Below are 14,545 nucleotides of genomic sequence, written 5' to 3' on the forward strand. Positions count from 1 at the left end.
TTTTGTGGCGAGGAGGTTTCTGTGGGAGCAAGGCTTGCCCGCGATGAAGATAACGCGGTACTTCGGGCACCGAGGTGTTTGCATCGCGAGCAAGCTTTGCTCCCACAGGTAAATCCCTTCCCCGCAGGCCTGTTGTGTTCTCCTGATTGGAGTGGTTATGGGTGATCGGCACGACTATGTGGCCCTGGAATGGGTCAAGGGCGAGATTGCCGAAACGCTGAAGCAGGCTCATCTGGCCCTCAACCGCCTGGTGGACGATCCGCAGGCGTCGGATGCCCTAGGGCAATGCCTGGCCTGCATTCACCAGGTCCACGGCGGCCTGCAGATGGTCGAATTCTACGGTGCGGCGCTGCTGGCCGAGGAGATGGAGCAGCTGTGCGCCGCCCTGCAGGACAACCGCGTCACCCATCGCGACGAAGCCATCAGCCTGTTGAGCCAGGCCCTGGGGCAGTTGCCGATCTACCTGGACCGCGTACAAGGTGCCCGTCGCGACCTGCCGCTGGTGGTGCTGCCCTTGATCAACGACCTGCGCAGTGCCCGGGGCGAGAGCCTGTTGTCGGAAACCAGCCTGTTCAGCCCCGAGTTGCCCGATATTGCGCCGCTCAGCGACGAGGCCTTGCAGCGCCTCGAACCCGCTGACCTGCCAAACACCTTGCGCAAATTGCGCCAGACCCTGCAAATGGCCCTGGTGGGCCTGCTGCGCGAACAGGATGACGCGACCCACCTCGGTTACCTGGCCAAGGTCTTCCATCGCCTGGAAACCTTGTGTGTTGGGGCACCGCTCAATGCGTTATGGCAGGTGGCCTCGGCGCTGGTCGAAGGCATGCGTGACGGGCGTATCGCCAACAGCCCGGCGCTGCGCAGCCTGTTCAAGGAAGCCGACAAGGAACTCAAGCGCCTGCTGGATCAAGGCATGCCAGGCATCAATCAGCCGGCACCGCCCCACCTGCTCAAGAGTTTGTTGTTCTATATTGCCAAGGCCGAACATCCCAGCGGGCAGATGCAGATCATGAAAGAACGCTACTCACTGGACGACGCGCTGCCCGACAGCGCCATGGTCGACGAAGAACGCGCGCGCCTGGCCGGGCCCGACCGCGATGCCATGCGCTCGGTGCTTGCCGCGCTGTGCGAGGAGTTGGTCCGGGTCAAGGAGCGCCTGGACCTGTTCGTGCGCAGCGATCGCCAGCACGCCTCGGAGTTGGACAGCCTGTTGGCGCCGCTGCGGCAGATCGCCGACACCCTGGCGGTGCTCGGTTTCGGCCAGCCGCGCAAGGTCATCATCGATCAACTGGCGGTGGTCCTGAGCCTCGCCCAGGGCCAGCGCAAGCCGGATGACGCGACCCTCATGGACGTCGCCGGGGCCTTGCTCTACGTCGAGGCGACCCTGGCCGGCATGGTCGGCACCGTCGAGCCCGAGAGCCGCGAAGACACCCACCTGCCCACCACTGACCTGACCCAGATCCACCAGATCGTCATCAAGGAAGCCCACACCTGCCTGCAACAGGCCAAGGACATGATCGTCGACTACATCGACGCGGACTGGAACCGCGAGCAACTGCAGCCCTTGCCGGCGCTGCTGACCCAGGTGCGCGGCGCGCTGGCGATGATTCCCCTGAGCCGTGCCGCCAGCCTGGTGGAGGCCTGCAACGGTTTCATCCGCGACCACCTGTTGCTGGACCAGGCCCAGCCGGGTTGGGAAGAACTCGACCACCTGGCCGACGTGATCACCGGCCTCGAGTACTACCTGGAGCGCTTGAGCGAGGACCCGGAAACCCCCGGCGAGCCGTTGCTCGACGGGGTCGAGCGGAGCCTGGCTGCGCTCGGTTATTTTCCTGACGAAGCGCGTGTGCCGGTGCTCGACGATGTGTTGAGCCCCAACGAAGCCCAGGTCATGCAGGACTTGCAGGAATGGGATGACCCGCAGACGGTGCAATCCTTGGCCGAGGTGCTGGCCAGCCCGATCTCGGCGGTCAATCCGCCGGCCAAGAGCACCCCGGGCAGCCTGTTGCCGCCACCGTTGGATGAAAGTCCGGTGGACGACGAGTTGCGCGAGGTCTTCCTCGAGGAAACCGGCGAGGTACTGGACGTCCTGCGTGAATACCTGCCGCGCTGGATCGCCCATCCCGACGACCACGGCGCCCTGAGCGAACTGCGCCGGGCCTTCCATACCCTCAAGGGCAGTGGCCGGATGGTCCGGGCGCTGGTGCTGGGTGAGCTGGCCTGGGCCGTGGAAAACCTGCTCAACCGGGTCCTGGAGCGCAGCGTCGAGCCGCAGGCCTCGGTCCGCCAGTTGATTGAAGACACGGTGCAGTTGTTGCCGGCCCTGGTGGCCGAATTCGCCGCCAATCACCAGCGCCAGCGCGACGACGTCGACCGCTTGGCCGCCCGCGCCCATGTCTTGGCCAAGGGCGGCGACGAGGACGATGAAGACGAACAGGACGTGGCCGCTCTCGATCCGCTGCTGTTGAAGATCTTCGACAACGAAGCCCAGGGCCACCTCGCCAGCCTCAATCGCTTTCTCGATCAGTCGGCCGACCACCTGCCGTTGCAGGCCAGTGATGAGTTGCAGCGGGCCTTGCATACGCTCAAGGGCAGCGCGTCGATGGCCGGCGTGCTGCCGATCGCCGAGCTGGCCGGGGCGATGGATGAGCTGGCCCGGGAATACCGGGCGCACCTGATTGCCCTCGACCTGGATGAGGTCGAACTGCTGCTGGAAGCCGAAGGGTTGCTGCGCCGCGGCCTGCGCCAGTTGCACAGCGAGCCGCTGGCAGCGATCCCCGGCGCCGAGGATCTGATCCAGCGCGCCCAGGCCCTGCTGGCCGAGCGTCTGCACGCCGCCAACAGCGCGCCGGACAAAGCGCTGCGGACCAAGCGCGACCCACAACTGATCAACAACTTCCTCGCCCAGGGCATGGACATCCTGCTGGACGCCGAAAGCCTCTTGCAGCGCTGGCAGCAGCACCCCGGCGAAGGCCAGGAGCTGAGTGCGCTGCTCGATGAGCTGACCACCCTCGGCGAAGGCGCGCACCTGGCCGACTTGCACCCGGTAGACGAACTCTGCGAAGCCTTGCTCGACCTCTACGGTGCGGTAGAGGAAAGCAGCCTGGCGGTCAGCGATGAATTTTTCCAGGAGGCCCAGCGCGCCCATGAAGCGCTGATCGACATGCTCGATGAGCTGGCGGCCGGGCAGCATGTGCATCCGCAGCCCGAACGGGTACAGGCCTTGCGCCGCTTGCTCCAGGAGAGCCTTGACCCGTCAGCCACCGGCCTGATCCGCAGCGACGGCAGCCGCACCCTGAGCATCCGCGAACTGGGCCACGCGACGGCGCAAATGGAGCGTGACGCGCCCGTCGATACCTCGATGGACGATGACCTCGCGGCGATTTTCCTCGAAGAAGCCCAAGACATCCTCGAAAGCGCCGCCCAGGCCTTGCAACGATGGTTGGCCGATCCGGATAACGGCGCGCCGCTGTCCTCGCTGCAACGTGACTTGCACACCCTCAAGGGCGGTGCGCGAATGGCCGACATCCGGCCGGTGAGCGATCTGGCCCAGGAGTTGGAAAACCTTTACGAAGGACTGGTGGACCGGCGTTACAGCTACAGCGAGGAGTTGGCGCAACTGCTCGCCAGCAGCCATGAACGCCTCGACCTGTTGCTTGGGCAGTTGCAACAGGGCCAGCCGTTGGGCGATCCCGTTGCGCTGATCGACGCCATTCGAAGGTTCCGCCAGGACAAGCCGAACGCCATCGAGACGAGCGCAGCGGCCCAGGCCGACGGCGCCGGCCATGATCCCGAGTTGTTGGAAATCTTCCTTGAAGAAGGCTTCGACATCCTCGACAGCTCGGGCGCGGCGCTGTTGCGCTGGCAGGAAGAACCGTCGAATCGCCAGGCCGTGGAAACCTTGCTACGGGATTTGCACACCCTCAAGGGCGGTGCGCGCATGGTGGAAATCGGGCCCATCGGCGACCTGGCCCACGAGTTGGAAAACCTCTACGAAGGCCTGTCGGCCGGCCTGCTTCAGCCGACCCCGGCGTTGTTCACCTTATTGCAAAGCAGCCATGACCGACTGGCGCAGATGCTCGATGCAGTACGTGCCGGCCACCCGTGCCCGCTGGCGGACCGGCTGATCGCGCAGATCCAGGCGGTGAATCATTCCCAGGAGAATGCTGCACTGCAGGCTGTCTCGGCACCGGAACCGCTGCCCACTCCCATCGTCAGCCCGCCTGCGGCGCCTGCAAGACCGGACCCCGGCGCGGCGGGCGACGGTGCGGACATGGTCAAGGTCTCCGCCGAACTGCTCGACGACCTGGTGAACCTGGCGGGCGAAACGTCGATCTTCCGTGGGCGTATCGAACAACAGGTCAACGACGGGCGCGTGGCCCTGGGCGAAATGGAAACCACCATCGAGCGCATGCGTGATCAGTTGCGGCGCCTGGATACCGAAACCCAGGGGCGGATTCTCAGTCGCCAGCAGGTCGAGGCCGAGCGCCTGGGCTATGAAGAGTTCGACCCGCTGGAGATGGACCGCCACTCCCAGTTGCAGCAGTTGTCCCGGGCACTGTTCGAGTCCGCCTCGGACTTGCTCGAGCTCAAGGAAACCCTTGATCGCAGCAATCACGATGCCGAGGTCCTGCTGCAACAGCAGGGGCGGATCAACACCGAGCTCCAGGAAGGCCTGATGCGTACGCGCATGGTGCCGTTCGAGCGCATGCTGCCGCGGCTCAAGCGCATCGTCCGGCAAGTGGCGCAGGAGTTGGGCAAGGACGTGGAGTTCCTGGTCGGCAACGCCGACGGCGAGATGGACCGCAACGTGCTGGAGCGCATGGCTGCGCCCCTGGAGCATATGCTGCGCAACGCCGTCGACCACGGCCTGGAGCCGGCCGACGTGCGCATCGCCGCCGGCAAGCCGGCCCGAGGACGTATCAGCCTCGATTTGTCCCGGGAAGGCGGCGACATCATTTTCGACATCCGCGACGACGGCGCCGGCGTGCCGCTGGAGGCCGTGCGCAACAAGGCCATCAAGCGTGGCTTGCTGGCGCCGGACAGCGACATCAGCGACCGCGACGTGCTGCAGTTCATCTTGCAGCCAGGGTTTTCCACTGCCGAGAAAATCACCCAGATCTCCGGGCGCGGCGTCGGCATGGACGTGGTCCACGAAGAGGTTCGGCAACTGGGCGGCAGCATGGTCATCGATTCCACGCCGGGGCAGGGCGTGAATTTCCGCATTCGCCTGCCGTTTACCGTGGCGGTGAACCGGGCGTTGATGGTGCACTGTCACGAAGACCAATACGCGATCCCGCTGAACACCATCGAGAGCATTGTCCGGGTGTTGCCCGCCGAGCTGGACGGCTATTACCAGCTTGATCCGCCGACCTACACCTACGCCGGGCAGCGTTACGAGTTGTGCTACCTCGGTGAGCTGCTGAAAACCGGCGCCCGGCCGAAACTGCTGGGCCAGAGTCAACCATTGCCGGTGCTGCTGGTGCAGTGCAACGAGCGGCATGTCGCCGTGCAGGTGGACGCTACCGCCGGGACCCGGGAAATCGTGGTCAAGAGCCTCGGCCCGCAGTTCTCGGCGGTACAAGGCCTGTCCGGGGCGACGATCCTGGGGGACGGCCGGGTGGTGTTGATTCTCGACCTGCTGGCGCCGATCCGCGCCTTGCCCCACCAGGTCCCGCGCCGCCAAGTGCCGGTAGAAGGCGAGGGCGAATCGCAACGGCCGTTGCTGGTGCTGGTGGTGGACGACTCGGTGACCGTGCGCAAGGTCACCAGCCGCCTGCTGGAGCGCCACGGCATGCACGTCCTGACCGCCAAGGATGGCGTGGATGCCATGGCGCTGCTGGCCGAGCACGCCCCGGACCTGATGCTGCTGGACATCGAGATGCCGCGCATGGACGGCTTCGAAGTGGCCACCCAAGTGCGTAACGACCCGCGCCTGGCGCATTTGCCGATCATCATGATCACCTCCCGCACCGGCCAGAAACACCGCGACCGCGCCATGGCCATCGGCGTCAACGACTACCTGGGCAAGCCGTACCAGGAATCGGTGCTGCTCGACAGCATCGCGTACTGGAGCAAAACCCATGCATGACCTGCATCTTCACTCGCGCACCAGCCCGCTCACTGGCCTGTTGTTGCCATTGGCTGACCGGCACCTGGTGTTGCCCAACGTGGCCGTGGCCGAACTGATCGACTACCAGAGCAGCGTATTCGATATGGACACCCCGCCGTGGTTCCTGGGCTGGGTGAGCTGGCGCGAACGGCAAATCCCGTTGCTGAGCTTCGAGTCGGCCTGCGGCCAGAAGACCGTGATTGGCGAGCGCGTGCGCATCGTCGTGCTCAACGCCCTCGGCGGAAGGCCGGAGCTGCGTTTCATTGCCCTGCTGGTGCAAGGCATCCCGCGCTCCTACAAGCTCGACAGCCAATTGAGCTACGTCGACGTGCCGCTGTGTGGGTTGGAACAGGCTGCAGTGCAAGTTGGGGAACACGTGGCGAAAGTGCCGGATTTGTTGGCGCTGGAGGAGTTGGTGATGGCTGCGGGCCTGATTCAACCCTACAAAACCTGAGACATACGAAGTTCCAATGTGGGAGCGAGCCGACCTGTTTCTCCCGGTTGTACTTCGATCAAACTGTGGGAGCGAGCTTGCTCGCGATGGCGGCCTGACAGCCGACCTGACTCTTGCGGGTGTACCCCAACCAGACTTGTGTGAGCAGAACCTGAGGGAGCAAAGCTTGCTCGCGAGGCGGCCTGACAGCCGACCTGCTATTGGCAGGTGTACCCCAATCAAATGGTGTGCGGGCTTGCTCGCGAAGGCGGCACATTCTGCATTTGCAATCTGACCCATCGCTATCGCGAGCAAGCTTGGCTCCCACAGGATTAGCGGTGGGCACTGATCTTATAAACGACCTGTGTGGGAGCGAGCAAGCTCGCTCCCACAGGGTCATCATTTCAACTTGATAGGGTCTGGCTCTGCTGGGTAAAAACACCTGCAAGTCAGCCAGCCGTTCGTGAGTTTCTATTTACTATCGGGAACTCGCACAACCGTGATGTCGTCGATGTCCACCTTACGGGACAAAGCGTCTCCGAAATCCGTACCGATCAATACATGGGCCCTGCTACCGGAGTAGCGAACTCCGATTCGATTACTTTGCAGCCACTTGCCGGTTGGAGTTCCCCGGTCTATAGGAAAAGCGGAATAGCCCAGTGATACGTTCGCAGTAACAACGATTGCGGTTTCTGTTGCTTCCCCCGGCTCGGGTGGGTGGACACGGTATCTGAAGCTTGTGAAAAGAGACCCTTTCTCCTGTTCCCCGCCAGGAAGGGTAAACATCTTGGCGAGCGATGGCTGAAAGATGTATGGGGGCCTCCATTCCAGCTTGCCGGACCAGAAAGTATTCGAGCCTTCTGCCGTTTCTTCCGTTTTGAGTACCCCATCCAGGGATCCAACGTCATTTTCCCAGCCGTTCCTTTCTCCATCTTCAAAATCGTGCCCGTACTTGTCGTGGTTCATGTTGTTTCTCCAGTCACCGCGCTTTTGATCCTGCCCGAGGAAACCGGGGCATTGATGATCGCAGCGCAACTTATTCGGCGCTGCAACTGGTTGATTGGCTACTGTCAAAGATGACAGGTCGAAGCGGTTACCCGACAAGTGGTGCGGTGCGACACCTCGCTAGATCCCCTCGCAACAAATTCGAGTCGAACCACATACCTTTGTGGGCGCGAGCAGGGGGATGTGTTGATCATTGGAATTCAGGCATGCCGTCAATCCGGCGTCGTGTCCACCAGCGACCGGGCCATGTGGATCAAGTGGGCCACGTTGAGCGTCAGATGCTTGTTTTGTCGACTGACGATCAGCCCCAAACTGGGACCGATCAGGCCCTTTTGGGGACTCGCTATTCATACTGCAAGGAAATTCGCCGGACTCGGATGTTATCAATGTCCACCTTACGGAATGTCTCGAAGTCTGACCCGCCTCGTGTACCAATCCAGATTTGCTTCGAGCCATCCGCGAACAGCATACCGATAAAGCCCCAACTGACTGAATGCCACTTATTGAGTTCAGCGTCAGGCTCCGTCCAGTTATTGAACCGAGCATGGAAGGTCGTAGCACCAACTATTGGGCGCCGTAAATGACGGGCGGGATACTGTCAGGATTGACAGGTCAGAGCGGTCATTCGACAAGCGGTTGCGCATTGACGGAGCGGTTCCAGGGCCGCTTCGCGCCCCAACGGGGATAAATCCCCTCGCCACAGGATCAGAAGCCAACCCCTTGACCCTGTGGGAGCGAGCTTGCTCGCGATGGGGGCAGTACATTCGATACCCCGTTGGCTGACCCACCACTATCGCGAGCAAGCTCGCTCCCACCAGGATGGCGTTCAACCATTACTCCAACCGTAACGATCCACCGTCGAGCTTGATTGATGCCCGCGCCACAACACTCCTAATGTGACCCCCACGACAGCGAACCCGTGGAGTGGTCATGACAACAACAATATCCCCCGACTCGCGCTGGACGCGGCGGCGCAGCGAAAAGCAGCGGCGTCTCGGGCTGGTGAAGGGGCTGGCCAACGGTGTGGTGTTGCCCACCGACAATATCGTCGCGGCGCTGGAGGCGTTGATCCTGCCCGGCGACCGTGTGGTGCTGGAGGGCAATAACCAGAAGCAGGCGGACTTCCTTTCCCGCTCCCTGGCGAAAGTCGATCCTTCGAAGCTGCACGATTTACACATGATCATGCCCAGCGTTGGACGGTCCGAACACCTGGACCTGTTCGAGCGCGGCATCGCCCGCAAGCTCGATTTCTCCTTCGCCGGCACCCAGAGCCTGCGCATCAGCCAGTTGCTCGAAGATGGCTTGCTGGAAATCGGCGCGATCCATACCTATATCGAACTCTATGCCCGGCTGGTGGTGGACCTGATTCCCAACGTGGTGCTCTCGGCCGGTTTCATGGCCGACCGCGCCGGCAATATCTATACCGGCCCCAGCACCGAAGACACACCGGCACTGATCGAGCCGGCGGCCTTCAGCGACGGCATCGTCATTGTCCAGGTCAACCAGTTGGTGGATGACGTCAGCGACCTGCCGCGCGTCGACATCCCGGCGTCCTGGGTCGATTTCGTGGTGGTGGCCGACAAGCCGTTCTACATCGAGCCGCTGTTCACCCGCGACCCGCGCCACATCAAGCCTGTGCATGTGCTGATGGCGATGATGGCGATCCGCGGGATCTACGAAAAGCACAACGTCCAGTCCCTCAATCACGGCATCGGTTTCAACACTGCCGCGATTGAGTTGATCCTGCCGACCTACGGCGAATCCCTCGGCCTGAAGGGCAAGATCTGCCGTAACTGGACGCTCAATCCGCACCCGACCCTGATCCCGGCCATCGAAAGCGGTTGGGTGGAAAGCGTGCATTGCTTTGGCACCGAGCTGGGCATGGAAAACTATATTGCCGCCCGGCCGGACGTGTTCTTCACCGGCCACGACGGCTCGCTGCGCTCCAACCGCATGGTCTGCCAACTGGCCGGGCAGTACGCAGTGGACCTGTTCATCGGCGCCACCCTGCAAGTGGACGGCGACGGCCATTCCTCCACCGTGACCCGTGGCCGCTTGGCCGGCTTCGGCGGTGCGCCGAACATGGGCCACGACCCGCGCGGTCGTCGTCACGGCACGCCAGCCTGGCTCGACATGCGCCACGGCGATGGCGAGGCGCCGTTGCTCGAACGCGGCAAGAAGCTGGTGGTGCAGATGGTCGAGACGTTCCAGGAGGGCGGCAAACCGACCTTCGTCGAGACCCTCGACGCGGTGGACGTGGCGAAGAAAGCCGGCATGCCCCTGGCGCCGATCATGATTTACGGCGATGACGTCACCCACCTGCTGACCGAAGAGGGCATCGCTTACCTGTACAAGGCCCGCTCCCTGGAAGAACGCCAGGCGATGATCGCCGCCGTGGCCGGCGTCACCGCCATTGGCCTGCGCCATGACCCGAAAGACACCGCGCGCATGCGCCGCGAAGGGCTGATTGCCTTGCCCGAAGACCTCGGTATCCGCCGCACCGACGCCACCCGCGAACTGCTTGCGGCCAAGAGCGTGGCCGATCTGGTGGAGTGGTCCGGTGGCCTCTACAACCCGCCCGCCAAGTTCAGGAGCTGGTAAATGCACGCCTTCAACCTGCAACCGAAAAAACTGTCCTTGGCCGAGCGCCTGGCGGATATGGCGGTGGATGCGCTGATCGACGAAGCCGACCTGTCACCTAAACCGGCCTTGGTGGACCGTCGTGGCAATGGCGCCCATACCGACCTGCACCTGGGCCTGATGCATGCTTCGGCGCTGTCGCTGTGGCCGGCATTCAAGGAAATGGCCGAAGCCGCCCTCGACTGTGGCGAGATCGGTTTGCCGCTGCGCGAAGCCCTCGGGCGCATCGGCCGTGAGGGTGAAACCGCGATGCTCACCACCACCGGCGGGGTGAATACCCATCGCGGGGCGATCTGGGCCTTGGGCCTGTTGGTCGCTGCAACGGCGCTGGAACCTGAATCCAGTGCCGCCAGTGCAGTCGCTTTACGCGCTGCCCGCCTGGCCTTGCTCAACGACCGTTATGCGCCCCAACCCATGAGCCACGGCGCCCAGGTAGCCCAGCGCTACGGCGTGCGCGGTGCCCGGGAGGAAGCGCAACTGGCGTTCCCGGCGGTCACCGGCCTGGGCCTGCCGCAACTCAAGCGCAGTCGCGCGGCGGGCGCGGGAGAGCAGAACGCCCGGCTCGATGCCTTGCTGGCGATCATGACCACCTTGGCCGATACCTGCGTGCTTTATCGCGCCGGCGAGCCGGGTTTGCAAGCCATGCAACAGGGCGCCAAGGCGGTGCTCGATGCCGGTGGCAGCGCGAGCCTGGGCGGTCGTCGCCAATTGCACGCGCTGGACCAACAACTGATTGCCTTGAACGCCTCGCCCGGTGGCGCTGCCGACCTGCTCGCCGCCTGTCTGTTCCTCGATCGTATCGAGCGCGGCGATGGCCTCTTCCCTGGAGTGTGCTGATGGAAACCTTATCCTTTGAATTCCCCGCCGGGCAGCCGCCACGGGGCCGGGCGCTGGTGGGCTGTGTCGGCTCGGGCGACCTGGAAGTGCTGATCGAACCCGGTCTGGCGGGCAAGTTGACCATCCAGGTGCAGACCTCGGTCAACGGCAGTGAACAACGCTGGCAGCACCTGTTCGCCCGCATGTTCGACGGCCAGACACCGCCGGCCTTGTCTATCGACATCCACGATTTCGGCGCCACCCCCGGCGTGGTGCGTTTGCGCCTGGAGCAAGGCTTCGAGGAGATCGGCCATGACTGACAGTGCAGCGTTGCTCAACAAGCACAGCTTCGTCGAACTCGGTGCCCGGCAACGGGCCAAGGCCTTGCTCGATGAGGGCACTTTCCGTGAACTGCTCGACCCGTTCCAGCGAGTCATGTCGCCGTGGCTGTTGCGCCAGGGTGTGGTGCCGCAAAGCGATGACGGCGTGGTGATCGCCAAGGGCACGCTCGACGGCCTGCCCGTGGTGATCGCGGCCATCGAAGGCGCGTTCCAGGGCGGCAGCCTCGGCGAAGTCGGCGGGGCGAAGATTGCCGGTGCGCTGGAGCTGGCCGCCGAGGACAACCGCAAGGGCATCCCGACCCGTGCCGTGTTGCTGCTGGAAACCGGCGGCGTGCGTTTGCAGGAGGCCAATCTCGGGTTGGCGGCGATTGCCGAGATTCATTCGGCGATTGTCGACTTGCGCCAATACCAACCGGTGGTCGGTGTGGTGGCCGGCAGCGTCGGCTGTTTTGGTGGCATGTCCATCGCCGCCGGGCTGTGCAGTTATCTGCTGGTGACCCAGGAAGCGCGGCTGGGCCTGAACGGCCCGCAAGTGATCGAACAGGAGGCCGGGATCGACGAATACGACTCCCGCGACCGGCCGTTCATCTGGAGCCTGACCGGCGGTGAACAGCGGTTCGCCACGGGATTGGTGGATCGTTATGTGGCCGACGATGTGACGCAGATCCGCCAACAGGTCGGCCAGTTGCTGCACCTGGGCGTTGCCGCGCAACACCGCAGCGGCCAGGCCGAGCTGTTCCTGCAACGCCTGGCCCGCTTGGACACTGACGTGCAAATCGAACCGGCCACGGTTCGCCAGCTGTATCAGGGAGAACGCTCATGAGTGCCTATTCATTGAGAGGCTTGCGCTGGTTCGAAGCCTTGAGTGGCGACGCCAAACCGCTGGAAGGCCTGCCGGCTTCGTTGAAAGTCGCTGACACCAGGCTGGGCGAGCAAACCGTGCGCCTGCTGGCGGTGGTGGCGGATCCCGACAGTCGCTTTCCCCGTGCTCGCAATGGCGAAGTCGGTTTGCTGGAGGGCTGGGGGTTGGCCAAGGCGGTGGATGACGCCATCGACGCCGACCGCGATGCAGTCAACAAACGTCCGCTGATCGCCGTTGTCGATGTACCGAGCCAGGCCTACGGCCGGCGCGAAGAAGCCCTGGGCATTCATCAGGCCCTGGCCGGCGCGGCGGACAGCTACGCCCGTGCGCGACTGGCCGGGCATCCGGTGATCGGTTTGCTGGTGGGCAAGGCCATGTCGGGGGCGTTCCTGGCCCACGGCTACCAGGCCAACCGCCTGATCGCCCTGCGCGACCCGGGCGTGATGATCCACGCCATGGGCAAGGCCTCGGCGGCGCGGGTCACCCTGCGCAGCGTCGAGGAGCTTGAGGCGTTGGCTGCCAGCGTGCCGCCGATGGCTTATGACATCGACAGTTTTGCCAGCCTGGGTCTGCTGTGGGAAACCTTGTCGGTGGAGCAAATCGAGCAACCGACGGCGGCGGATCTGGCCCGGGTGACGGATTGTCTGCAACAGGCGATCAACGATGTGGCCGCTGCGCCTCGCGATTTGAGCAGTCGCCTCGGTGCGACTCATCGCGCGGCTTCCAGCACCGTGCGCCAACTGCTGAGAGCACAGTGGTGAATACGTATCTGGCCCATGACCTGCTCTGGGGGATGACCCCGGAGCAGGTGCCTGCGGGTGCGCCGGCATGGGTGGTCGAATCGATTGCCGCGGGTCAACCGGTGGTGGTTCGGCGCTCGCTGATGGCGCCGGGTCAAATCGCGGTTGGCGTGCGCGGGCGCTTGCGCGAGCAGCGTTATGCAACATCGATGGCGGTCGCGGCGATTGCCCGTCGCGTCAGGCCGGAAGACCTTTGTCACGTCCCGTCGACTCGCGACTTGCCAGCCCTGCAAGCGCTGTCCTGCCTGCGTTCGCTGCTCGATGCCAGTGGCTGGGCCTGGGGCGTCAGCGGCAGCGCCGGGTTCGAGCTCGCCACCGGTATCGAGGCGTTGCATGAGCGCAGCGACCTGGATTTGATTCTGCGGGTGCCGCATCTTCTCGATCGGCTCCAGGCCAGGGAGTTGCTGGCGCAACTGGATGCCTCGGTTTGCACCGTGGATATGCAATTGCAAACGCCCTGCGGTGCCGTCGCCTTGCGCGAGTGGGCGGGTTCGTCGCGGCGGGTCTTGCTCAAGGATGACGTGCAGGCACGGCTGGTGAGCGATCCTTGGCAGCCTTCATTGGAGCAAGTCGCGTGAGCAGCCTCTTCGTCTTTCCCGGCCAGGGTGCGCAGCGCGTGGGCATGCTCCATGGCCTGGCGCCACAAGTCCTCGACGAAGCGGGTGAGGTGCTTGGTGAGGACGTCTTGCAGTTGGACAGTGCCGAGGCGCTGCAATCGACCCGCGCGGTGCAGCTGTGTTTGTTGATCGCCGGTGTGGCGGCGTCTCGTCAACTGTTGGAGCAGGCACCTGCCCCGGACTACGTGGCGGGGCTGTCCATCGGCGCGTATCCGGCGGCGGTGGTGGCTGGAGCGCTGGGGTTCGAGGATGCGTTGCGGCTGGTCAGCCTGCGGGGCGAATTGATGCAGCGTGCATATCCGCAAGGCTACGGCATGACCGCGATCATCGGCCTCGACCTCGCGGCAGTGGAAGTGTTGCTGGCGCAGGTGCACAGCGACCGCACTCCGGTCTACCTGGCCAACATCAACGCGGATAACCAAGTGGTCATCGCCGGCAGTGACGAGGCCATGAGCAACGTTGCCAGGCAGGCGCGAAGCCTGGGCGCCGGGAAGGCCTGTCGGCTGGCGGTGAGCGTGCCGTCCCATTGCCCGTTGCTGGAAGCACCGGCCCGGGCATTGGCCCAGGCATTTGCCGACGTGCCGTTGAAAGCACCAGCCTTGGGTTATCTCAGCGGTAGCCGCGCGCGACCGCTGATCAACACCGAGGCCTTGCGCGACGACCTGGCGTTCAACATGTGCCGGGTGGTGGATTGGCGCGGTACCGTGCAAAGCGCCTACGAGCGCGGCGTGCGACTACAGATCGAACTGCCGCCCGGTGCGGTGCTGACCGCCCTGGCGCGCCGGGTGTTCGAGCAGGGCACCGTCATGGCTTTCGACGGCGCGCGGCTCGACACCCTGCAGGCGCTGTTGCATGAGGAGGGAAACCGCCAACCCTAAACCACCGACTCAAGCTGGCGAAGCACAAAAACAACAACTTC

Annotated in this window: 10 protein-coding genes; 9 read left to right on the forward strand and 1 reads right to left on the reverse strand. The window is 64.0% G+C overall.

Features of this window, described 5'->3' with window-relative positions; genetic code table 11:
- Window positions 1-157: 157 nt before the first annotated feature.
- Both ASC85_RS12650 and ASC85_RS12655 read left to right on the forward strand, forming a co-directional pair.
- Entirely contained in the window at window positions 158-6,091 is a 5,934-nt protein-coding gene (locus ASC85_RS12650) for an Hpt domain-containing protein (RefSeq protein WP_057449549.1), read from the forward strand.
- Window positions 6,084-6,566, forward strand: coding sequence for a chemotaxis protein CheW (locus tag ASC85_RS12655; RefSeq protein ID WP_046063247.1), 483 nt, complete (start codon window positions 6,084-6,086; stop codon window positions 6,564-6,566). The genes ASC85_RS12650 and ASC85_RS12655 overlap by 8 nt, the downstream gene beginning before the upstream one ends.
- Window positions 6,567-7,016: 450 nt before the next feature.
- On the opposite strand, the gene ASC85_RS12660 is transcribed toward ASC85_RS12655, so the two are convergent.
- The gene (locus tag ASC85_RS12660; RefSeq protein ID WP_057449550.1) at window positions 7,017-7,511 is read right to left on the reverse strand and encodes a hypothetical protein; all 495 of its coding nucleotides are present in this window, start codon (window positions 7,509-7,511) and stop codon (window positions 7,017-7,019) included.
- A gap of 969 nt (window positions 7,512-8,480) precedes the next feature.
- Between ASC85_RS12660 and mdcA the strand changes: the two genes are divergently transcribed.
- The 7 genes from mdcA to mdcH are packed head-to-tail and all read left to right on the forward strand — an operon-like array spanning window position 8,481 to window position 14,504.
- Window positions 8,481-10,151, forward strand: coding sequence for a malonate decarboxylase subunit alpha (gene mdcA / locus ASC85_RS12665; protein WP_057449551.1), 1,671 nt, complete (start codon window positions 8,481-8,483; stop codon window positions 10,149-10,151).
- Window positions 10,152-11,027 (forward strand): triphosphoribosyl-dephospho-CoA synthase, encoded by an 876-nt coding sequence (locus ASC85_RS12670; protein ID WP_046063249.1) that lies wholly within the window; start codon window positions 10,152-10,154, stop codon window positions 11,025-11,027.
- Entirely contained in the window at window positions 11,027-11,326 is a 300-nt protein-coding gene (locus ASC85_RS12675; RefSeq protein ID WP_003206454.1) for a malonate decarboxylase subunit delta, read from the forward strand. The genes ASC85_RS12670 and ASC85_RS12675 overlap by 1 nt, the downstream gene beginning before the upstream one ends.
- Window positions 11,319-12,170, forward strand: a complete 852-nt coding sequence (locus ASC85_RS12680; protein WP_057449552.1) for a biotin-independent malonate decarboxylase subunit beta — start codon at window positions 11,319-11,321, stop codon at window positions 12,168-12,170. Before ASC85_RS12675 ends, ASC85_RS12680 begins: the two co-directional genes overlap by 8 nt.
- Window positions 12,167-12,970, forward strand: coding sequence for a biotin-independent malonate decarboxylase subunit gamma (gene mdcE, locus ASC85_RS12685; RefSeq protein ID WP_057449553.1), 804 nt, complete (start codon window positions 12,167-12,169; stop codon window positions 12,968-12,970). The genes ASC85_RS12680 and mdcE overlap by 4 nt, the downstream gene beginning before the upstream one ends.
- Window positions 12,967-13,587, forward strand: a complete 621-nt coding sequence (locus tag ASC85_RS12690; RefSeq protein WP_057449591.1) for a malonate decarboxylase holo-ACP synthase — start codon at window positions 12,967-12,969, stop codon at window positions 13,585-13,587. Before mdcE ends, ASC85_RS12690 begins: the two co-directional genes overlap by 4 nt.
- The gene (gene mdcH, locus ASC85_RS12695) at window positions 13,584-14,504 is read left to right on the forward strand and encodes a malonate decarboxylase subunit epsilon (protein WP_057449554.1); all 921 of its coding nucleotides are present in this window, start codon (window positions 13,584-13,586) and stop codon (window positions 14,502-14,504) included. Before ASC85_RS12690 ends, mdcH begins: the two co-directional genes overlap by 4 nt.
- Window positions 14,505-14,545 lie beyond the last annotated feature (41 nt).

This window comes from Pseudomonas sp. Root401, from assembly GCF_001425105.1.
GTDB lineage: Bacteria > Pseudomonadota > Gammaproteobacteria > Pseudomonadales > Pseudomonadaceae > Aquipseudomonas > Aquipseudomonas brassicacearum.

What these genes read in the sequence shown, in the direction of transcription:
- ASC85_RS12650 (WP_057449549.1), top strand. Translation starts at nt 158, where the DNA reads ATGGGTGATCGGCACGACTATGTGGCCCTGGAATGGGTCAAGGGCGAG.
- ASC85_RS12655 (WP_046063247.1), top strand. Translation starts at nt 6,084, where the DNA reads ATGCATGACCTGCATCTTCACTCGCGCACCAGCCCGCTCACTGGCCTG.
- ASC85_RS12660 (WP_057449550.1), bottom strand. Translation starts at nt 7,511, where the DNA reads ATGAACCACGACAAGTACGGGCACGATTTTGAAGATGGAGAAAGGAAC.
- mdcA (WP_057449551.1), top strand. Translation starts at nt 8,481, where the DNA reads ATGACAACAACAATATCCCCCGACTCGCGCTGGACGCGGCGGCGCAGC.
- ASC85_RS12670 (WP_046063249.1), top strand. Translation starts at nt 10,152, where the DNA reads ATGCACGCCTTCAACCTGCAACCGAAAAAACTGTCCTTGGCCGAGCGC.
- ASC85_RS12675 (WP_003206454.1), top strand. Translation starts at nt 11,027, where the DNA reads ATGGAAACCTTATCCTTTGAATTCCCCGCCGGGCAGCCGCCACGGGGC.
- ASC85_RS12680 (WP_057449552.1), top strand. Translation starts at nt 11,319, where the DNA reads ATGACTGACAGTGCAGCGTTGCTCAACAAGCACAGCTTCGTCGAACTC.
- mdcE (WP_057449553.1), top strand. Translation starts at nt 12,167, where the DNA reads ATGAGTGCCTATTCATTGAGAGGCTTGCGCTGGTTCGAAGCCTTGAGT.